The following is a 20,085-nucleotide window of genomic DNA, read 5'->3' on the forward strand; positions in this document are numbered from 1 at the left end:
TCGGCGACCAGACCGGCGAGACTCGTTGCGGGCGTGGCCAATCGCTGCGATATCCGGCTGACGACAGGTTGTGGCTGGCCGATATTTCCGAACATCACACCGGCGAGGGCAAGCTCTACATCTGTGCGGTCAAGGACGTCTATTCGAACCGGATCGTCGGTTATTCGATCGATTCTCGGATGAAGTCGGAGTTGGCCGTCCGCGCTCTCGACAACGTGGTGGCTCGCCGTGGCGACGTGGCCGGCTGCGTGATTCACACCGACCGCGGGTCGCAATTTCGAAGCCGAAAGTTCGTGCGCGCCTTGACTCGTCACTGCATGGCCGGGTCGATGGGCCGCGTCGGCGCGGCCGGTGACAACGCCGCCATGGAGAGTTTCTTCGCACTATTGCAGAAGAACGTGCTCGACCGCCGATCCTGGTGCAGCCGTGAGGAATTGCGCATCGCTATCGTCACCTGGATCGAACGAACCTACCACCGACGCCGACGGCAGACCGCCCTCGGTCGTTTGACGCCGGTCGAATACGAGACCATCATGACCCCACCGGCCAGTCGGGCCGCGTGACCGAAACCGTCACCTGATCTTGCAGCAGTCCCCACGGCTCGGGGCTCGTTCGGGGGTAACCGCCTCGCTGATCGCCCAGTTTGATTGTCGGCCAGAACTATAGAGCCCTATCCGGCCGATCGGGAGGTGAGTGGCGGCCGGCACACACACTGGCCGGGGCTAATGGCCAAGCAACATCGCTCTCGGTCGTGCGCGACCTGAACGAGGAACTCGGCCACCTTCTGCACGTCGTCGTGGCCGAGCAACTCCTGCTCGGGGCTGTCCTTCACGAAACGCGTTTCGGCAGACCAGGTTCCATCCTGGGCGTGGATCGCGGACCAATAGGGCGGCGGGGCACCCGTCCAGGCTTTCCCCTCGAAACCTGCGACGGGGCGCAAGTAGTCGGATATTTCGAGCGCCTCATCCAGTCGCGGATTATGCACCTGCAGCGCGCCGATCAACTTGCCCCCGGAGCGACGGCCCTGGCATGTGGTCGACAAACCGACGATGCCCCCTCCTCGATGCCTATGGGGCTGTCCACGTCCGCATCGGTGATCGACAGCTTGTTCAGGAACCCGCTCTCCTGTGGATCGCGATCTGTTCCGATGAAATATGAAGGACGGCAGTATGAGTCATTGCCATTTGATTCAAGACCGCAGCACTCCACGCGACGAGGAAGCCGCGGCTACTCAGAATCCAGGGGGACGGCGGAACCCGCCGATCACCTCGGCAAGGCACCGCAGGAACTGCACTGCCGTGCGGTCGTGGAGGTAGGGCGCGATCACTTGAATACCGACCGGAAGACCCTGCCGGGTCACACCGACCGGCCCGACCGCTGCAGGCAAATGGTTGAGCGGCGAAGGCGCCATCCATGCCAGCATCTCGCGATACGGCCGGTCGGTGCCGTCGACCAGCAGTGTTCGTACCGACCAGCTGGGATCCGGTCGATGGTCGTGTGGGAAGGCGGCAGTCGGGCTCACCGGACAAAGGAGCACGTCGAACTCGCGAAAGAACTCTGACCAGCGCCGCCGTGAGTGTTGCCGGCGTTCGTCGAGCCGGTGCCAGTCACGGAAGCGGACCGTCAGGTCGGATGCGAACCCACCGGTGGCCCCTTCGGCTGCGGCCATCTCCACGAGTCCGGCATACGACTCATCTGGTTCGATCAACCCACTCTGCGCCATCAGTAACGATTGGTAGAGAGCCATCGTCTCCTCGAGTCCGACCGGTCCCTTGCGCTCGACCACGACCGCGCCCTCGGCCCGCACTGCCCCCAGGGCCGTCTCCATGATCTCGACCAGCTCGCTGTCGACGGCGCAGAACGGGTCGTCGAGCCATGCGGCGACCCGGAACTCCCGCAGCGTGCTCGATCTCGCGGAAGGCAGCTCCAGCCGCCACGCCGGGGCGCGGTCGGGGTCCGGCACTGCGAGGACGTCGAGACCGAGATCGAGGTCGTCGGCGTGCCTGCCGAGCGGTCCCAATACCGCCATGTCGAACTCCGCGAGCGTCCCGGGAGCATGTCCCGAGACGCTGCCGTGTCTCGGGACGATTCCATACGACGAGCGCAACCCGTACACACCGCAGAAGTGGGCGGGCACCCGAATCGAGCCTGCCGTGTCGCCGCCGAGCTCCAGGCCGGTCAACCCCGCGGCGAGGGCGGCGGCGGACCCGCCGGAGGAACCGCCGGGTCCGCGGGTCAGGTCCCAGGGATTGCTCGTGGTTCCGTAGATCTCGTTGTAGGTCTGCCAGTCCCGGGCGTCTTCCGGAAGATTCGACTTGCCGAAAACGATCGCGCCCGCGTTCTTGAGTTGCGCGACCGAGTCGGCGTCGCAGGTCGAGACATGGTGTCCCCATCTGGTCGAACCACCGGTGGTTCGCATGCCCGCAACTTCGAGACTGTCCTTGATCGTCACAGGCACACCATGGAGGCAGCCAAGCTGCTCGCCGCGGGAGACGGCGCGGTCGGCCGCCGATGCCGCAGCTCTCGCACCCTCTTCATCCCGGGCGACGATGGCGTTCACCTGCGGATTGAATTGGTCCACCCGGGACAGGTAGTGGTCGAGTAGCTCGGTGCTCGACACCTCCTTCGCGGCGACGGCGGCAGCGAGCTCGCGTGCGGAGAGAAATGCTAGGTCGGTCATACGAATCTCCTGAGGAAGCCTGAACCGCGGCGGTCACGCGCCGAAGCGTCAACCGCTACAGCGGATATACGAGATAGCGGGCGGGCATACTGTCGAGGCGAACTGCGCGACTCGTCAGCCGAGCGCTGCCGCCGGTGAGCTCGATCGCGTCTTCGTAGTACCCGGTCGCCAAAAGTCCTGATAGCGAATCGTTCTCGGTGAAGCTCACGTGGAAGTTCGAACGGACCATCCAGTGGTCGGCATCCACCGGGCTCGCGTGGGTGCGCTGGGTGACATGGCGAGTCCGGTACGGCTCGATGGTCCCCGCCCAAACCTCGGTGATGAACTTGACACGGTCCAGCACTCTGGCGCGATTGTCGTCATACATATACGCCAGCGGCAAGCCGCGCTCGATGTTGTCTAGGGTTTGCACGGTGTACGAGCATTCCTGCGCGAACAGGTCCGGCCATTGCGCCCAGTCCTGTTGGTCGAGCACGTAGGAGCAGTGCCCGAGCAGCTCGTCGATCGCGTGCAGTCCGGCGGTAGTCTCAGTAATCAAAGCCCATCACCTTCCGGTAGTTCGCCCAGCCGACGGTATTGCCGATCTCGTCGTTCTGAGTGGCGTCTTCGGGGCGGCCGTCGACGCCCTTGACGAAGCGGGCCAATGTCCCGTCATCCGAGGTCATTTGCTGGCGGTTGAAAACCGCGGCATCCTCGATCGTGATGAAACCGCTGGGCCCCAACAGATTCGATGCTTGCCGTACTCGATGCGCGCGATACTCCTCGGTGTCGCCGGCGTGCCCGAAGAATGCATAGCTGACCTCGGTGCGATCGACACCACGTGGGCGTGCGAATCGCACGTTGATGGTGTCGACATGCTTGGTCAGCACCGTGACCGGGCGCAATGCTACAACTCTGGCCCGGTCGTCCGCGCCGCGAAACTGCACGACGCTCGGATCCGCCAGGTAGCCGTTGTCGACGTACGGTGTGCTCTGATAGCCGACCGAGAAGTGGCCGACCGGTTGTGTGATCCGAACTTCACCCTTGCCACCTTGCCAACCCAGAATCCGAAACCCGGTGTGCAGCAACGGCGCATGATAGAAGTCGTTGTCGAAGTAGGTCTTCCAGTTCGTTTTGTAGACGACCTTCTGGTAGCCGAGCAGGGTGAGGTTCCCATCGTCGAGCAGGCAATCACGGACCGGATCTGCGCACTCGCCGAGAAAGGTTTCGAGCAACGGGGTCTCGCGATGTCTCGTCACGAAGATCAACCCGGCCAGCACCGCGACCCGCAGCTCCGGCAGCGCGTAGTCCTTGCGATCGAAGTCGGAACGGAAATCCCGCTCCCCCGGTGCTCCGCAGAAGTCACCCGAACTGTTGAAAAGCCAACGGTGATAAGGACATTGGAACTCTGTGGCTACTCCGGCCGAGCGCTGTTCCAGCAACGTCCCGCGATGGGTGCAGGTGTTGACGAACGCTCGAATCTTGTCATCGGAACCCCGGCTGACCAGGATCGGGACTTCGCCGAGCCATGCCGTTTTGAAGCTGTTGACCTCGCCCAATTCCGCTCGGTGCGCGACCGGATGCCAGTATGGACCGTAGAAGATCCGCCGCAACTCTTCCCGGTACACCAGCGGATCGGAGAAGATCTCCTTGGGCAGGTCGAGCGGATTGGTGAAGCGCGCGGCGATCGACGCCCGAACCCGCTCGTAGTCCGCCGCGACTTCTGGTTCATATTTGGTGACTAACACCATGCCTCCGCATCGATATTTTTGCAGGCACTCGGACCGCCCAATTCGACTATGAACGATCTACCCATTTGATTCCGGCGCGTAGAACAAAGCTACTGCCCGTTGAACGAATCTTATGATTCGATACACACCAGGTCAAGCATTATCACACTCAAATCCGTTGTGCCACATGCCGGAACAGCTGAATTGACCTCAGCCCGTTCTCCGTGCCGTTTACCCGAAGGGTCGAATTAACGTGTCCAATCCGAATTCTCATTTGCCACTGGCCGGCCGGGTCGCCATCGTCACCGCTGCGGGCGCAGGTATCGGGCGGGCGATCGCGGTCGAGTGGACCGCGCGTGGCGGCTCGGTGGTCGTCGCGGATCTGCACCGCGACGCGGCCCGCGCGACGGCCCGATCGATCACCGACGCCGGCGGGCAATCCGCGTGGGCGACCGCTGATGTCACGGACGCCGATGCGATGCCACGCGTCGTCGCGACGGCCCTCGACAGCTTCGGACGGATCGACGCACTGTTCAATGTCGCCGGCGCGAGCCTGCCGAAGCGTGTGGACGAGATGGCCGACAGCGACTGGTATCGGATGATCGATATCAACCTGACCTCGGTCTATCGCTGCTCGAAGTTCGTAATCCCCGAACTGCGACGGATCGGCGGCGGCAGCATCGTCAACATATCCTCGACCGCGGGACTGCTCGCCGAAAACCGTTGCTCCGCTTACAGTGCCGCCAAGGGCGGAGTCCTGCTGCTGACCAAGAACATGGCAATGGACTATGCCGCCGACGCCATCCGCGTGAACGCGATCTGCCCCGGAAGCACGATGACTCCCCGCATTCAGGACTACCTCGAACGAGTACCCGGCCATGACTCCCTGCTCGATGACCTGTGCCCGATGAAGCGCTACGCCGAACCGGAAGAGATTGCCCGGCCGGCAGTCTTCCTCGCCTCCGACGAGGCCAGTTACATCACCGGCGCAGTCCTGGCCGTCGATGGCGGGCTCACCGCGGGGAAGCATTTCGCAATCTTCGAGGATGCCTGACCAACGCGAATCCCTTCCGACGCAAATCGCCCCGATATTCGATGAAGCCGAATATCGGGGCGATTCTTTGCGCGCCGCGCCACTACCTATTCCGGCATGGCAACCGCGACACCGTTTTTGACCGTGTGCGCCATCCCACTCAGTGCGCACACTTCGCGGCCGACGGTCTGCAATTGAAATTCGACTCGCTCGTCCGGCTGCTGCCCGTAGGCGATCCGCGTGGTCGCCGAGTTGATCGCCGCGCCCAGCGGAGTGGGCCAGCCCCGCAACGCGTGCACGATGCTGCGCAGCGTCTGCAGCGTGGTGACCGCGGCCTGCCAGCCGTAGGCCGTGGTCACGCACCCGACTGCACGGCCCGAGAGATACGGGTTGCCGTCCTCGCGAAGGTCCTCGACATAGTCGAGGGCGTTCTTCACCAATCCCGATATCGACCCGTGGTAGCCGGGCGACGCGATGATTACGCCGTCGGCGACTCGCAGTGCATCGATGAGCCTTCTGGCCTCAGCGACTTTCGGCCCGTCCGGGTCGTACATCGGCAGGGCCGCGAGCACGCTGCCGCCGAACAGTTCCGTGCGCGCACCGTTCGCGGCGGCGGCATCCAGCGCAATGCGCAGAGCCGACTCCGTCGAGGACTCGGCGCGCAGTGTGCCGCCGAGCCCGACGATGAATGGCCGCATCCTTCGTTCCACGGCAGTCACACCATCTTCATCAGGCCGCGGTGTCCCCAGGCGAAACCTGAACCCAGGGAATAGCTTTCAGCCGTCCATGTTGCCGGGTCGACCAACCGCGGGCCCCAGCCATACTCGAAATGCCATCCGGAAGGATTGCGGAAGTAGAACGAGAAGACGTGGTCGTTCTGGTGGCGGCCGGTCGAAGTGCTGGTGATACCGCGCTCGAGGCACAGGTCGTAGCTGTGGCCGACGTCATCGATGCTGACCGTCTCGAACATGACGTGCTGGATGCGGCGCGGCGCGCCCGGAATATGCATGAACGCGAGCGAATGATGGCGCGAGTTGCAGTGCAGGAATACCGCGAACGGTCCCACCTTGGGAATGTGCGCGAAGTCGCTGACACCGAAACCCAGTACCCGCGAATAGAAGTCGGCCGCACCGAGGATGTCGGCGGCGTAGAGCACGACATGCCCCATGCCCATCTCGCCGGTATTGAACCCCGCCATGTCCCGTCCCGGACGGAACCGCGGCATGAACACCTTCTCGTGTCCGAGCACGAGTTCCATCCGCACTTCCGAATACGGGCAGATGAAGTGGACGAACTCCATGACTCGCCGATCGGCCGCCTCCTCCGGCGTTCCCGCCGTTACGACGACGCCCGCGGCCTCGAGCTGGGCCGCTGCCGCCTCGAGCGCCACCTTCGAGGGCACATCCCAGCCCACATACGCCACATCATCGTCGTGGCCGGCGCGCACTCCGATCCGGTGGTGCCGGTCGTCGGCGCGAACGTAGAGCAGACTGTTGTCGCTGTCGCGCGACACCTCCAGTCCGAGAACGTCGGTCGCGTACTGTTTCCACCCCGGGACGTCGCTGGACGTCCCTACGACATAACTGAGTTGGCTGACAGCGGCCATGGATCTGCTTCTTTCCGGAGATCTAGTGGAACAACGTGGAGTGTGTGAGGACTGCGACTCAGAACACCGCTAGCTTGGAGTCGCGCTGGAGGCCGAGCACCATGCGTCCGTAATGCTGGTAGTTGGCGCGGGCGAACGACACATGGCTGGCCATCATGTGGATGTCGCGCCACTTCTGCTGCATAGGGCTCGTGTCCTTGAAGCCCGACGTGCCGCTCAGCGCGAACAGCCGATCGACGGATTCGACGAGCAGTTCGGTCACCCGGTTGTAGTCGCGCAGGATCTCTGCGCGATCGGCCAGCTCGAGCCGCCCGGAAGTGCCGGCTGCGTCCAGGATTCGCCGAATCGACAGCTGCGCCAGCCTTAGGTCGGCCGCGGTGCGCGCGACCGCCTCCTGGACGATCTCCGAGCCGGCGGTCTGCGGGCGGCTGCGCGCCCACTCAACGAAGTGGTCGTATGCGTCCAGCGCTGTACCCATCATCGGGCCGAGGAAAGTGAGCCCAGCGTGCAGCGCCAGCGGCTGACGGTAGAGCGGGCCCTGATTGATTTCGGTGCCCGGACCGTCGCCCGATACCAACGCCGCCGCGGGTAGCACGAACCCGTCCGGCACGAAGATATCGTCGACCACGATGGTCTTACTACCGGTGCCGCGCATACCGGCCGCATACCAGTCGTCATCGATGGTGTAATCGCCCGGCCGCACCAGGAAGTGGTGATTCGCCGGCCGGCCGCCATCCTTGATCAGTCCGCTGACGATCACCCAGGACGCGTGGTCGACACCGCTGGCGAAGGCGTGCCTGCCCGTCAGCCGATAGCCGCCGTCGACCTTCTGCACCGTCGCCGCAGGGGCGAGCGATGCGGCGATGCAGGCGTCCGGACCGTCCGCCCACACCGCCTCTTGTGCGGTGAGCGGGAAGAACCCAACCATGTGCGCATCGTGTGGCAGCAGCGCCGCACACCAAGCCGTGGACGCACAGGCGCGCCCGAGTTCCAGCGACACCTCGTACATAGTGTCGAGCGTGAGCTCATCACCTCCGAATCGGCGAGGGGCAAGGATCCGTCCACCGAGCCCGGCCGCCACTATCTGGTCGATCAGCTCCCGCGGCACCGAGCGCAGCGCCTCCGTCACCGCGGACAGCTCCCGGATCTGCGGCCCGAGGGCCCGCGCACGCTCGACCAGCGCCTGATGCAAGGCCAGGTCCGCAGAATCGTCGATATTTGTTACTACCATGGCAATTCGTCTCCTTCAGCTTTCCGGCGGCGCGCTAGAACAGCACGCTGAGGTTCTTCGATTGCACGACGTTCTGGTCGAGCAGGATCGTGCGTTTCGCGATCTTGAATTCGCCGTCGGTCACACGCAGCACATCGCGCCGTTCACCCACCCAGACATCGGTCTCAGACTCGAGTCGATTCCGGTACAGCAGGAAGTTCGACACAACGTCGAACTCCGCGGATTCCACTGCGGCGGAGTCATGCTCGCCACGTAGAGTGACGACGACGTTGGACACCAGATGCCGACAGCGCGAGGGCGGGTCCTCGGCCCAGTGGGTTCCGGAGTGCATTTGGTTCACGCGCATCCGAAGCGACTCGTAATTGTCGTAGAAGTGCGCCATCTCGATGCCCTGGGGCACCTCGTCCTGATCGCGCTGGCGGCGAAGACGGTTCTTGCGCACCGGCATCCAGTAGAGGATGTCCTCGGTGAACAGCTCGAGCCAGGTGCCCCACTGCCAGCGATCGAGCAACCGCGCCTCACGGTAGAGGAACTGCTCGACTTGATGCTGGAGCAGCAACTGTCCCAGGGCATTCGTGCCTTCAGGCGCCACGATTCCTTCGACGGTCATTCCGCACCTCCTGCTACTACGGGCCCTGCCGCAGCCATCTCACCGTTCCGGTCTGCCGGCGGAATCACCGGCCACGCCTCGCTTGTCATGAATTCCAGCCAGCGCCGGTAGAATCCGCGCTGACCCGCCTCGCCGAAGAACGTGTCGTAGTACTCGCCCGGAAATTCCGGGTGTTCCTGCTCGTTTCCGAGGCCCATCTCGTAGTTCCAGGCCATCTTCCGTGCCTGATAGCCGTGTTCGAGAACGCCACCGATCATGCCCCAGTTCTCCCCATCGTCGGTCTCGACGACACCGGCGGCCCCCTCGGTGAAGGACGCCGAAATCTGTTGCGCGCGTTTCACTTCCTCGGGCGCGTTCTTCTCCACGACGGTGAACGACCAGATCTCGAACTTGCCGGGGCCCTTGGGGTGCCACACCCGCAGATTCGCAGAACCCGGCAGGCCCGCGAAGTTCGGGAACGCGTTGAAGTTGGCTACCATATCGGCGCGATCGCCGACCCGCTCGCGCGCGATGCGCCGCTTGTTCTCGTTGTACTGGCCGAGCGGGTCGTCCGCGAACCTGGTGTGGCGCTCGAACAAGAAGCTCTCACCGTGGCCCTCCCGCAGCGAGACATGGGCGCCGTCCTTGGCCTCGAAGCCCGGGCCGAAGGCCAGGAGCGACGAAAGATGGCTCGTGGTGGCGTGATACGTGTCGCCGGCGAACTGTTCGGCGGCCAGCTTCCAATTGGCGTTGATGGTCCACTTGATCGCGCCGGGCAACACCTCGATGCCGCCTTCGGCATGATCGACCCAGCCGTCGATGTAGTACTTCAGATCACCCAGGTACTCGTGCAGCGGCGGCGCGGCCTGGTCGAAGTTTCCGAAGATCAGACCCTGGTAGCTGTCGACCTGCGCGACCTGGATCAGGCCGTTGTCCTCGAGTGACAGCTTGTTGAAGTAGGCGTCCTCCATGTTCGGGACGCCGATCAGCTTGCCCGCGCTGTCGTAGGTCCAGCCGTGATAGGTGCACATGAACGAGCGGGTGTTGCCCTCCTCGGCGCGGCACACCCGCATGCCGCGGTGGCGGCAGACATTGAGGAATGCTTTGACTCCGCCGTCCGGCTGACGCACCACGAGCACCGGATCTCCGCCCATGTAGGTCGCGAAGAAGTCGTGGGGATTCGGGATCATACTGTCGTGCGCCAGGAACAGCCAGGAGCGCCCGAAAATGCGCTCCTGCTCCAGCTTGTAGATTTCTTCACTGATGAAGATCTCGGGCCCGATGTTGCCCTTCTTCCAATTCACCAGTGAATGCAGATAGTCGGCGTCAACAGCCACGACCATCTCCTTTCAATATTATTGTCCGGCATTGCTATTCGATGACTGCGCTACAGCCAAGCAGTGCGCGAGTGCCGAGTCGATATGTTCGTTCTGAGGTGCGGAACAGCGGTTTTCAGCTCTCGATCACGACATAGACGGCATCGTCGACGACCTGGACCTCGTACTTGGCGAGCGGCGCGGATGCAGGTGGCGCGGTGACCGCACCGGTCTTGATGCAGAATTTTGCGAAATGCCAGCCGCATTCGATCTGACCGTTCTCGATGTATCCTTCATCGGCCAGCGACGACTTGTCGTGCGAGCACCAGTCCGCTGTTGCGTAGAAGGCGCCGTCGATGTTGTATACCGCGATGGGCGGCTGCGTGTTCACCCGAGTGACGTTGCCGGGGGTCAATTCCCCGACGGCACACACCCGGACAAGATTCTCCGACTTCTCAGATGTTGTCATTGTCTTCTCCTCTTCACCACTGGGTGCTCGTGGCCGTCGCGGCGTCGTCACCGACGCTGCGTAGATCCACCGAAGGGTCGGCAAGCAGCGCGGACACCGGGCGCACCTGTCTTTCGATCAAGGGCATCGCCATTCGGACATCGCGGCGGCGGTTGACCCCGACCACTCCGACGAGGACTCCGCGGCGCAGGTGGAACACGGTGAAGTCCAGCGATTCCGGATCGCCGCGCCACACCTGCTCATCGGCGCTCCGGGGATCGCCCGCGACCTGAATGTTGGTGTCGCCCTGATCGGACCAGAACCACGGGACCTCCCGATAAGGTTCGCGGCGTCCCGCCATCGCGCGGGCGGCGGCGATGCCCTGATTCTGGGCGTGCTGCCAGTGCTCAAGTCGAATGTGTTGTCCAGTCAGCCAATTCGGATGCTGGGCCACATCGCCCGCCGCGTAGATGCCGGGCACCGAGGTCTCGCAGAATTCGTCGACGACGATGCCGTTGTCGATCTCGATGCCGCACTCCCGAGCCGCATCGAGTGCCGGAACGACGCCGATGCCGACCACCACCAGGTCGGCCTCGGCGACGAACCCATCCACGGTGCGCACCCTGCGCACCCGGTGATCGCCCTCGATCCGGGCCACCTCCGCATCGGTTCGAATGTGCACGCCACGCTCGGAATGCCAGCGCGACAGCCGGTCTCCGATCCGCGTGCCGAGCACTCGCCGCAACAGTCCAGCGTCGCGCTCCAGCACCGTGACTTCATTGCCCAACACGACCGCGGCGGCCGCGAGCTCCATCCCGATCAACCCACCGCCGACGATGACCACAGCACCGCCGGTCAGCAATCGTTCCCGGATGGCAATCGCGTCGTCCACGGTACGCAGGAAATGCACCCCGTCGAGGTCAACTCCTGGAATATCCGGCCGGCGCGGCGCGGTGCCTGTACAGAGCAACAACTTGTCCACGCGCAGCGACGTACCGTTATCGAGTTCGACTGCGCGACTGTGCGTATCGATGCGGGTTGCACGCACGCCGAGGCGCAATTCGATATCGTTGTCGGAGTAAAAACTATCCCGATGGATCAGTGTCGTGCCGGGTTGCTTCTGTCCCAGAATCACTTCCTTCGACAGCGGCGGGCGATCGTAGGGCAGGTGGTGCTCGGCGCCGATCAGGACGACGCGACCGTCGAACCCTTCGTCTCGAAGCGCCTCGACGGCACGGGCCCCCGCCAGGCTCGCGCCGATGACGGCGTAGGTTTCGGTCATTTCGTCCTCTCTGTCATGTTCGGTGCCACTCGAGCTCTTTCGGGCGCTGCATCTCAATGGCGGTGATGGCCCCACAGGCTGGTCGAGTCGTAGTTCGACACCCGCCAGGTCGACTCGTCGACGAGGCGGCCGTCGTAGCCGTACTCGACCTCGGATCCGGATGGGTTCTTCATGAAGAAGGACAGCGCCAGATCGTTGGTATGCCTGCCGAGCGTTTCGGTGAGCTGTACGCCCCGGGTCGCAACCTCGTCCAGGGTCCGTCCGACGTCGTCGATGTCGGCCACCTCGAGCATGAAATGTCCCAGGGCCGGAGCCAATTCGTTGTTCTGCACGAATGCGAGGCTGTGGTGGCGCGGGTTGACGTGCAGGAAGTGGACCTTGCGTCCGTGGAACTCGATGGTGTCGCTGAGCCGGAATCCGAGCACATCGAGATAGAACCCCTTGGCGGCGGCCAGGTCGGTGACGAAGAAGAAGACGTGTCCCAGACCGAGATCACCTGTCACGAAACGGATCCCACGCGGCGAAAGGAACGGCTGCTTCGGCACGCGGGCGCCGTAGAAGAATTCGATCCGGTGGCCATCGGAGTCCACGCACCACAGCAGCCCCTCCACCCGGCGGGTCGCGGCGCACCGCGCATCCTCTTCGACCGCCACACCTGCCGCGGCCAGCCTGCGACCGAGCGCGTCGAGCGCCTGCCGGTTGGCGACTTCCCAGCCGATATATGCCGCCCCGCCGGCCTCACCCCGGTGAATCGCGAACCGCCAGCCGCGTTCGTCGGCGCGCAGCAGGACGGTGTCCTGGTCGGCCCCTGCTGCGGCGGAGACATCCTGCAGGCCGAGGACCTCGGTCCCGTATGCGCGCCAGGCGTCCAGATCCGTTGCGTAGAGACCTACGTAGCCGAGCCCGACAACTTCAGTCATGATCTCGTATTGCCTTCCTGATGAAATACGCTGGATGCCGCGATGTCGGCTCCGGCGTGGGTGTGGAGAATGCGCGATAGCTGCCGAGCCCGACAACGGCACCGATCCGTCAGCCGGAACACCGGTCCACGATCGCGGGATCCTCAGGCGGTCAGAAATGCGCGGACCGCGGCCATGAATTCGCGCGGACGCTCGAAGGGCGGCCAATGCCCGCAGTTGTTGAGCACAACCAGGTCCGCGGTCGGCAGATGACCGAGCAACATCAGTGCGCCCTCCAGCGGCACCATCCGGTCGAAGCGCCCGTGCACGATAAGCGTCGGCACCGTAATCGTCGACAGCGCTTGCAGATTGCTACGTGGAACGATCGTCGAGCGTGACCAGGTCGCGGCATGCTCTGGCTCGCGCAGCCGCCACTTGTACATGTCCTCGACGAGGTCGTCGCCGATCAGCCCGGCGTCGTACACGATCCCGCGAAGCAGACGGGCGATGGCACCGAGATCGGGTGGGCCCGACTGACAATCGTCGAACAGCCGTCCCACCTCGGTCGGGGCCGGTGCGAGCAGATACGGGTCACCGCCGGTCGACGCACTACAACCTCCGACAATGAGCCGAGAGACGCGCTCCGGAGCAGTCAGCGCCATATCGAGTGCAACGGTGCCGCCAGTGGATACGCCGAGCAGGGTGACGGTGTCCAGATCGAGATCGTCGAGTATCGCGAGGGTGTTCCGCACGTACAGGTCGTGAACCGGCTCATGGAATTCGCGTGCGGCGCTGCGCCCGAAGTTGGGGTAGTCCACCAAGATACAGCGGTGATCGGCCGCCAGGTCCGCCAGCACCTGATGGTATGTCAGCCACGCCGTGGTACCGGGCAACGGACCGAATGCCTGCTGAACGATCACCGGCGGACCCGATCCCACATCGTGAAAGTGGACCGCGCTCCCGTCCACCTCCAGAGTTCGGCTGCTGGATTGCTCCCAGTGCTGCGTCGTCAACTGATCGCACCGCCTCCGATAGGAAGATCCGGCCCGTCGAATCGTGCAGCGATCGAAATAGCCAGTAGCACAGCCGCTTCCAGCTGATCCAGCGAGACCGACGGAAGCGGCTGCGGCGCAACGGCTTCGGCGGCACGGGTCGGCGTGACCGGAACGTGCAGCATGCCGACCCGCGCCGCCGACTCCCGCGCGAGATGGCGGGCTAGATAGAAAGTCTGATTGCACAGGTATGTACCAGCGGTATTCGAGACGTATCCCGGAATTCCCGCGCGTCGCCAGCCGTCGACGATCGCCTTGATGGGCAGCGTGCTCAGATAGGCTGCGGGCGCATCCGGCTCGACGGGCTCGTCGACCGGTGTGCGGCCCTCGCTATCGGGAATCGGGAAGTCCCGCACATTGATTGCGACACGCTCGAGCGCAGGTGCTGTACGTCCCGGTGCCACCCCGGTGACGAGAATGACTTCGGCCCGGGCGAATTCGATGGCCGCACTCAGCGCCTCCCGCACCGCCTCGGTGTCCACCGGGAGGACCCGGCCGACGACATCGAAACCATCGAGCCGCCGCCCATCGAGCCGCTGTGCGATCAAGCCGCTGGGGTTGTCGGTCTCCTGCGCGTATGCGCCGAATCCCGTGACGAGCACCCGGCTCATGCCGACAGCGCAGACGCACAGCTGATCTGGAACGCGGTGAACGCCGTGATGAACGACTCGGCGCGTTCCAGCATCACCGACGACTGGTTCATGCCCGGCGCGATGAAAAGCCGAGTGTCCGGCGCCTGCTTGTGCCAGATGAAGGCATCATCCACCGGGTGGATCGCGTCGTCGTGATCGCCGCGGCACACCAGTGTCGGCACGGTGAGGTCGGCGAGATGCGGCCGAAGCGTCAAGTACTCCTGGAACTCGGCGGTGGCGCGCGTTTCGGCGTAGAAGGCGATAGCGACGCTCCAGTCGTCACCGTGCAGGGTCTGCCATTCGCGAGCCTGTGCGCTGTCGGGGTCGATGTCGGTGAAAACCGAGTTGAGGGAAGTGTTTCCGCTGGTGCTCAAACCGATGATCGGCGCATCCACGGTCAATGTCCGGATCCGGGCCGCGTCGTCGAGCACCAATCGGCCTGCGATCCGCGACCCCAGCGAAACCCCGGCCAGGTGAACCCGATCGAGTTCGAGCTGATCCAAGAGTCGCCACAGGTCCGACACCCACACCCGCGGATGCGCCAGCGGCGCAACGCGTTCGCTGCGCCCCAGCCCACGCAGGTCCGGCACGATGACCCGGTGTGTCCGTGCCAGCCTGGGCACGAGGTCACCGAACCACCGCCCGGACGCGGCAGCGCCGTGCACCAGCAGCAGCGGCTCCCCCTGCCCGAACTCCTCGTAGTAGATGTCGACACCGTCGACGGCCAAGGTGGCCATGGGCGATTCCCTTCTGTTCCAACACTGTTTGTCGAGATGGCAGGGTCGACGACAAAGAGGCGTGCGGCAACGGAGATGTTCCGCAGAACGGCAAACACGGCTGTCCCCGTATCGTCGGCGCCGATGTTCCGGGGGGCGGACCGCAACGATTCTCATGGTCCGCGGCGGCGATCAGGGTGAACGTTCACCGAGCCCAAGAACGACGCGAGGAGCGCGACATGAAAGTAGAACCCTGCGGACGGATCCGGGTCCTGGAGACGCAATCATCGGCCGACTCATTGGCGGCTGAACTGTTACGCGCGGAGGCTGTGCGCACCGCACGCGGTCCGCTCACCGCCGAGTACCCAGAGCTCGATATCGACCTGGCCTACCGCGTTCAAGACGAGGCGCTGAGTCAGCGAATCGAGCGTGGCGAGAACATCATCGGCGTCAAATTGGGCCTGACCTCGCCCGCCAAGCAACGCCAGATGGGTGTATCAGCGCCGTTGACCGCGTGGCTCACCGATGCGATGACACTGCCCCACGGCACCCCACTGCCGCGGGAGCTGCTGATTCATCCCCGGGTCGAGCCCGAGATCACGTTCGTCATGGGTCGGCGGTTGGAGGGACCGGGCGTCACGGCCGCCGCCGCACTGGCGGCGGTGGATCGGGTGTACGCGAGCCTCGAGATCATCGACAGCCGCTACCTGGACTTCCGCTTCACACTGCCCGATGTGATCGCCGACAACGCGTCCTCCGCCTATTACGTGACCGGACCGGTCGGCGCGGACCCGACAACATTGAATCTGCCGTTGGAGGCCTGTCTGCTCGAGGTCGACGGCCAGCTGATGGCGACCGGGGTCGGCGCGGCGGTACAGGGGCATCCCGCGGAGGCGCTCGCCATGGCCGCCAACTCGCTCGCCCAGCGCGGTCATGCTATCGAGGCAGGTTGGATCGTGATGACTGGTGGCTTGACCGACGCGATCGACGCGCCCGCCGGCGCGACGATCAGCGCACAGTTCACCCATCTCGGATCGGTCGGGGTGCGGTGCTGAGGAATGGGCAGCCTCTCGGGAGTTCTCCCGATGTGACGGACGCCACGGCGGCCATACCGTCGAGGAGCGAGTCGGATACGGCTTCCACCAGGCCGCCGACCTCACCGCGACCCATCCGTCGCGCCCTTTTCACAGCACCAGCTCGCCGACTCCGCGGTCGGGCCTGGCGACCGAGAGGCAACCGTGACCATCTCCCAAACAGCCCCATACGCCCGGCTATCGAGCCCCCCGCGTAGTGGCGTCGCCATTCCCGAGATCGCCGGTTGGGACCGCCCCGACCGCGACTCGTCCACCTCCGTCGCGAAGGCGCTCGCGCTCCTGAGCAGCTTTACGCCGCATCACCTCACCATGGGCGTCACCGAGATCGCTCGGCGCGCGAACCTGCCGAAATCCACCGCGCATCGGTTGCTGTCGGTCCTCGTCGAATGGGAGATGATCACCAAGCGTGGCACGGAGTACTCGCCGGGCGGCCGATTGACCGAGCTGGCCGCGCTCTCCGCGCAGCCGGATACTCAGGATCTGCGTCGCGTCGCGCTGCCGTACCTGCTCGACCTCTACGAAATGACCCACGAGACAGTCAATCTCTGTGTTCTGGTCGGCGACGATGTGCTCTACGTCGAGAAGATCCACGGACACAACTGCGTCAATTCTCCCGCTCTGGTCGGCGTCCGGCTCCCGGCGGCCAACACCGCAGTCGGCAAGGCGCTGCTCGCATTCAGCGAAACCGTGGTGGTCGACCGGGCCGCGAGAAATCTCCGTCCGGCAACCTCGTCGAGCATCTCCTCGCCGGCTCAACTCGCTCGCGAGCTCGCCGCGATCCGGCGAACCGGCATCGCCTACGACCGGCAGGAGACCAGGCCGGGCCTGAGCTGTATCGCGGCGCCGGTCCGAAGCTGGTCCGGCACCGTGGTCGCCGCGGTCTCCATATCCGGTTCGGTACAACGCTTTCAACCGGCTACCGCCGCGCCCGCGATCCGCACGGCCGCCGCGGGAATCGCCAAGCTCGCCCAGCAGGCGAGTTGGCAGCGACATCTGTCTCGTTGACGCGAATTCTCGAAAACACCGGTCGCACAACGCGACCCTCACAGCAAGGACAACCGATGACCCGCCTCACCTTCGACCTGCCCGATGGCGAGCAGTACACGGTGACGGTCGCCACGCTGCTCAACGCCGGGTATGCCGGCCGCAGCCAGGCCGATGTCGCCGCGCACGTCGCCGAACTGGCCGAGCTGGGCGTGCCTGCACCGACCAGGATCCCATGTATCTATCCGATCGCCCCCTACCTGGCGATGCAGGTCGACGAAGTCCCGGTGCAACACGAACGCACCTCCGGCGAGGCCGAGTGGGCGCTCGTGGTGGCCGGGGACAACCCCCGTGACCTGCTGCTGACCGCGGCATGTGACCACACCGATCGCCGCCTCGAACAACACGGCGTGGCATGGAGCAAGCAGGCGGCACCGGATGTGCTGGCCCGCAAGGCATGGCGCCTCGACGACGTGGCCGGCTACATCGATGAACTCACACTCACCGGCAGTGTGATCACCGGAGCCGGTCCGCAGCTGATCCAGCAGGGCACGCTCGCGGAATTGCTGACACCGATGTACTGGGCCGAGGAACTACGTGCGCGCCAGCTCTTGAAGCCCGGCACCATACTCATGTCCGGAACCATTCCGATGCGCGCCGACGTCGGCCAATTCAGCACCGGATGGAGCGTCGAGCTCGGCGATCCCCGCACCGGGCAATCGATCTCGCTGTCCTACACGGTGCGCCAGACGCCGCCGCCGGTCGACTGATCCCCCGACATCACCCTCTCCGCAGGAGCCGCTGTGCACGAAACCGCCGATCCCTGGGCGCCGCTGCGCCTCAATTCCGGTGCGACACTGAGAAATAGGTTTGTACTCGCACCCATGACAACCGATGCGTCCGAGCCGGACGGGTTGGTCACCGAAGCCGAAATCGACTACCTCGCCCGCCGCGGCGCCGCCGAGTTCGGCGCGGCCATCACCTCGTGCGCGTACGTGCACGCCGACGGCCGGTCCTGGCGTGGAATCGGCGCAACCGACGCCATTCACCTCGGCAGCCTGGCCTCCGTCGCCGATGCCGTTCGCGGTGATGGCGGCCTGGGTATCCTGCAGATCTACGACGGGGGCCGGATCGCTCTCCCGGAGCTGGTGGGGCCCAGCGGCATTCGCGGCCCCTCACCCATTCCGTCGGCCCGTCCCAACGCCCACACGCCCCGTGAGCTGACCGGTCCGGAAATCAATCAATTGCTCACGGCCTTCGGGCAGTCGGCCGCTCTCGGGGTGCAGGCGGGGTTCGACGGGATCGAAATCCACGGCGCGAATCATTATCTGATCCACCAGTTCTTCTCGCCACGCGCCAACCGCCGACTCGACGACTGGGGCGGCGGACTCGACGAGCGAATGCGCTTCCCCCTCGCGGTGGCCGATGCCGTGCGCAGCGCGGTCGGCCCAACGGTCACCGTCGGATTCCGAATCACCCCGTTCGAATCCGAGCCCGGCGGCTACACCCTCGACGACTCCGCACGCCTCGCCGACCGGTTGGCATCCGCCGGAGTCGATTACGTGCATATCTCGATGGACAACTTCCGGACGAACTCGCCGCAGCCGGAGGATCGGGACTGGACGAGGACGCGGGCACGAGTGGAATCACGCAATCCGATCGAGGCGATCGCCGCGGCGGTAGTCGGACGCAGCGCGATCATTGCGAGCGGTGGCATCCGATCGCTGGACGACGCCCGCGACGCACTGCATGCGGGTGCGGATCTGGTCGCTATCGGACGCGCGGCACTCATCGATCCCGAATGGGTCGACAAGGTGAAAGCCGGTGCGCATCATCAGATTCGAACCGAGCTACCGGCGCACCCTACCGACATCGAAACAACATTGACGATCCCCCCACGCATGGTGCGCTACCTGCTGAGCCGACCCGGATGGATCCCCCGGGCAGAACCGGGTGCGCAGTCGTGACCCACACCAGATTGCGCATCGGGCTCTGCCAAGTAGTCTCCACCGCTGATCCCGCCGAAAACCTTGCGCTGATGCGACAGTGGGTACGGCGCGCGGCCGATGCCGGTGCCCGGGTGGTCGTGTTCCCGGAGGCCACCATGGCCCACTTCGGCGCCCCGCTAGCCGAGCTGGCCCAACCGCTCGACGGTCCGTGGCCCACTGCGGTCGCCGACTTGGCCGACGCCCACGATGTACTCATCGTCGCGGGCATGTTCACCCCTGCGGGTGACCGGATTCACAACACAGTTCTACTGACCGGGCTCGGAAAGCACTTCGGCTACCACAAGATTCACCTCTACGACGCTTTCGGCTATCGCGAATCCGACACCGTCGCCGCTGGCACGGACTGCGTCACGGTCACCGTCGACGGCTTCGTGCTGGGTATCGCTACCTGCTACGACGTGCGCTTTCCCACGCTGTTCCAACGCCTCGCCGAGCAGGGGGCTGGTGCGGTTCTACTTCCCACCTCCTGGGGCGCGGGCGACGGAAAGGCCGAGCAATGGGACACCCTGGTACGGGCGCGGGCACTGGACACCGGCTGTTGGGTACTCGGATGCGATCAGGCAGACCCGGGAACCACTGGAACGCAGGTCGATCCGAATGCACCGACAGGTATCGGCCGCTCGGTCGCGATCGATCCGCTCGGCCGCATCGAGGGTCGACTGGGCGCGGCCCCTGGGCTGCTCATCGTCGATATCGACGTCACCGTCGTCAGCGACGCCCGGGCGGCTACCGGCGTACTGGCCAATCGCGCGACAGTATTGTGAGCTCCATGCTGGGTCCGGGTCGGGCCCGACACGGCTCACCG

At 64.7% G+C, this 20,085-nt stretch carries 22 protein-coding genes; 7 read left to right on the forward strand and 15 right to left on the reverse strand.

Annotation, left to right across the window (positions count from 1 at the left end; translation table 11 throughout):
- Window positions 1–563, forward strand: a 563-nt coding sequence (locus ACWEQQ_RS41490; RefSeq protein ID WP_452352081.1) for an IS3 family transposase, incomplete at its 5' end; no start/stop codon positions are given.
- A gap of 107 nt (window positions 564–670) precedes the next feature.
- Here ACWEQQ_RS41490 and ACWEQQ_RS41495 read toward each other — a convergent pair.
- The 4 genes from ACWEQQ_RS41495 to ACWEQQ_RS41510 form a co-directional block, all read right to left on the reverse strand.
- The gene (locus ACWEQQ_RS41495) at window positions 671–1,003 is read right to left on the reverse strand and encodes a hypothetical protein (protein ID WP_452352082.1); all 333 of its coding nucleotides are present in this window, start codon (window positions 1,001–1,003) and stop codon (window positions 671–673) included.
- A gap of 228 nt (window positions 1,004–1,231) precedes the next feature.
- Window positions 1,232–2,680: an amidase gene (locus ACWEQQ_RS41500; RefSeq protein WP_452352083.1), complete on the reverse strand. Its 1,449-nt coding sequence runs from the start codon at window positions 2,678–2,680 to the stop codon at window positions 1,232–1,234.
- A 55-nt stretch (window positions 2,681–2,735) separates the two neighbouring features.
- Complete coding sequence (locus ACWEQQ_RS41505) at window positions 2,736–3,218, reverse strand: aromatic-ring-hydroxylating dioxygenase subunit beta (protein ID WP_452352084.1); 483 nt, start codon at window positions 3,216–3,218, stop codon at window positions 2,736–2,738.
- Complete coding sequence (locus ACWEQQ_RS41510; RefSeq protein ID WP_452352085.1) at window positions 3,208–4,410, reverse strand: aromatic ring-hydroxylating oxygenase subunit alpha; 1,203 nt, start codon at window positions 4,408–4,410, stop codon at window positions 3,208–3,210. The genes ACWEQQ_RS41505 and ACWEQQ_RS41510 overlap by 11 nt, the downstream gene beginning before the upstream one ends.
- Before the next feature lie 232 nt (window positions 4,411–4,642).
- Here ACWEQQ_RS41510 and ACWEQQ_RS41515 point away from each other — a divergent pair, with 232 nt between their 5' ends.
- Entirely contained in the window at window positions 4,643–5,443 is an 801-nt protein-coding gene (locus tag ACWEQQ_RS41515) for an SDR family NAD(P)-dependent oxidoreductase (protein ID WP_452352086.1), read from the forward strand.
- A gap of 86 nt (window positions 5,444–5,529) precedes the next feature.
- On the opposite strand, the gene ACWEQQ_RS41520 is transcribed toward ACWEQQ_RS41515, so the two are convergent.
- The 11 genes from ACWEQQ_RS41520 to ACWEQQ_RS41570 form a co-directional block, all read right to left on the reverse strand.
- Window positions 5,530–6,120 carry an NADPH-dependent FMN reductase gene (locus tag ACWEQQ_RS41520; protein ID WP_452344714.1) on the reverse strand — a complete coding sequence of 197 codons (591 nt, stop codon included), beginning with the start codon at window positions 6,118–6,120 and terminating at the stop codon, window positions 5,530–5,532.
- 17 nt (window positions 6,121–6,137) lie between these two features.
- Window positions 6,138–7,028 (reverse strand): VOC family protein, encoded by an 891-nt coding sequence (locus tag ACWEQQ_RS41525; RefSeq protein WP_452352087.1) that lies wholly within the window; start codon window positions 7,026–7,028, stop codon window positions 6,138–6,140.
- 58 nt (window positions 7,029–7,086) lie between these two features.
- Entirely contained in the window at window positions 7,087–8,259 is a 1,173-nt protein-coding gene (locus ACWEQQ_RS41530) for an acyl-CoA dehydrogenase family protein (protein ID WP_452352088.1), read from the reverse strand.
- Window positions 8,260–8,293: 34 nt separating this feature from the next.
- The gene (locus tag ACWEQQ_RS41535; RefSeq protein WP_452352089.1) at window positions 8,294–8,869 is read right to left on the reverse strand and encodes an aromatic-ring-hydroxylating dioxygenase subunit beta; all 576 of its coding nucleotides are present in this window, start codon (window positions 8,867–8,869) and stop codon (window positions 8,294–8,296) included.
- Entirely contained in the window at window positions 8,866–10,191 is a 1,326-nt protein-coding gene (locus ACWEQQ_RS41540) for an aromatic ring-hydroxylating dioxygenase subunit alpha (protein ID WP_452344710.1), read from the reverse strand. Before ACWEQQ_RS41540 ends, ACWEQQ_RS41535 begins: the two co-directional genes overlap by 4 nt.
- Before the next feature lie 109 nt (window positions 10,192–10,300).
- Complete coding sequence (locus tag ACWEQQ_RS41545; RefSeq protein ID WP_452344709.1) at window positions 10,301–10,633, reverse strand: non-heme iron oxygenase ferredoxin subunit; 333 nt, start codon at window positions 10,631–10,633, stop codon at window positions 10,301–10,303.
- Between the two features lie 13 nt (window positions 10,634–10,646).
- A complete protein-coding gene (locus tag ACWEQQ_RS41550) occupies window positions 10,647–11,894 on the reverse strand; it encodes an NAD(P)/FAD-dependent oxidoreductase (protein ID WP_452352090.1) in 1,248 nt (415 codons plus the stop codon).
- 53 nt (window positions 11,895–11,947) lie between these two features.
- Entirely contained in the window at window positions 11,948–12,814 is an 867-nt protein-coding gene (locus tag ACWEQQ_RS41555; protein ID WP_452352091.1) for a VOC family protein, read from the reverse strand.
- A gap of 143 nt (window positions 12,815–12,957) precedes the next feature.
- On the reverse strand, window positions 12,958–13,713 hold the full coding sequence (locus ACWEQQ_RS41560) for an alpha/beta fold hydrolase (RefSeq protein ID WP_452352092.1): 756 nt from the start codon (window positions 13,711–13,713) through the stop codon (window positions 12,958–12,960).
- 89 nt (window positions 13,714–13,802) lie between these two features.
- Window positions 13,803–14,456, reverse strand: coding sequence for a pyroglutamyl-peptidase I family protein (locus ACWEQQ_RS41565; protein ID WP_452352093.1), 654 nt, complete (start codon window positions 14,454–14,456; stop codon window positions 13,803–13,805).
- Window positions 14,453–15,214 (reverse strand): alpha/beta fold hydrolase, encoded by a 762-nt coding sequence (locus ACWEQQ_RS41570; RefSeq protein ID WP_452352094.1) that lies wholly within the window; start codon window positions 15,212–15,214, stop codon window positions 14,453–14,455. The genes ACWEQQ_RS41565 and ACWEQQ_RS41570 overlap by 4 nt, the downstream gene beginning before the upstream one ends.
- A gap of 218 nt (window positions 15,215–15,432) precedes the next feature.
- Here ACWEQQ_RS41570 and ACWEQQ_RS41575 point away from each other — a divergent pair, with 218 nt between their 5' ends.
- The 5 genes from ACWEQQ_RS41575 (at window position 15,433) to ACWEQQ_RS41595 (ending at window position 20,044) form a co-directional block, all read left to right on the forward strand.
- Window positions 15,433–16,248 carry a 2-keto-4-pentenoate hydratase gene (locus tag ACWEQQ_RS41575; RefSeq protein ID WP_452352095.1) on the forward strand — a complete coding sequence of 272 codons (816 nt, stop codon included), beginning with the start codon at window positions 15,433–15,435 and terminating at the stop codon, window positions 16,246–16,248.
- Window positions 16,249–16,431: 183 nt separating this feature from the next.
- Complete coding sequence (locus ACWEQQ_RS41580; RefSeq protein ID WP_452352096.1) at window positions 16,432–17,292, forward strand: IclR family transcriptional regulator; 861 nt, start codon at window positions 16,432–16,434, stop codon at window positions 17,290–17,292.
- A gap of 56 nt (window positions 17,293–17,348) precedes the next feature.
- The gene (locus ACWEQQ_RS41585; RefSeq protein ID WP_452352097.1) at window positions 17,349–18,041 is read left to right on the forward strand and encodes a DUF2848 domain-containing protein; all 693 of its coding nucleotides are present in this window, start codon (window positions 17,349–17,351) and stop codon (window positions 18,039–18,041) included.
- A gap of 33 nt (window positions 18,042–18,074) precedes the next feature.
- Window positions 18,075–19,238: an oxidoreductase gene (locus tag ACWEQQ_RS41590; protein ID WP_452352098.1), complete on the forward strand. Its 1,164-nt coding sequence runs from the start codon at window positions 18,075–18,077 to the stop codon at window positions 19,236–19,238.
- The gene (locus tag ACWEQQ_RS41595) at window positions 19,235–20,044 is read left to right on the forward strand and encodes a carbon-nitrogen hydrolase family protein (protein ID WP_452352099.1); all 810 of its coding nucleotides are present in this window, start codon (window positions 19,235–19,237) and stop codon (window positions 20,042–20,044) included. The genes ACWEQQ_RS41590 and ACWEQQ_RS41595 overlap by 4 nt, the downstream gene beginning before the upstream one ends.
- Window positions 20,045–20,085 lie beyond the last annotated feature (41 nt).

It is taken from the genome of Nocardia sp. NPDC004123 (genome assembly GCF_053603795.1).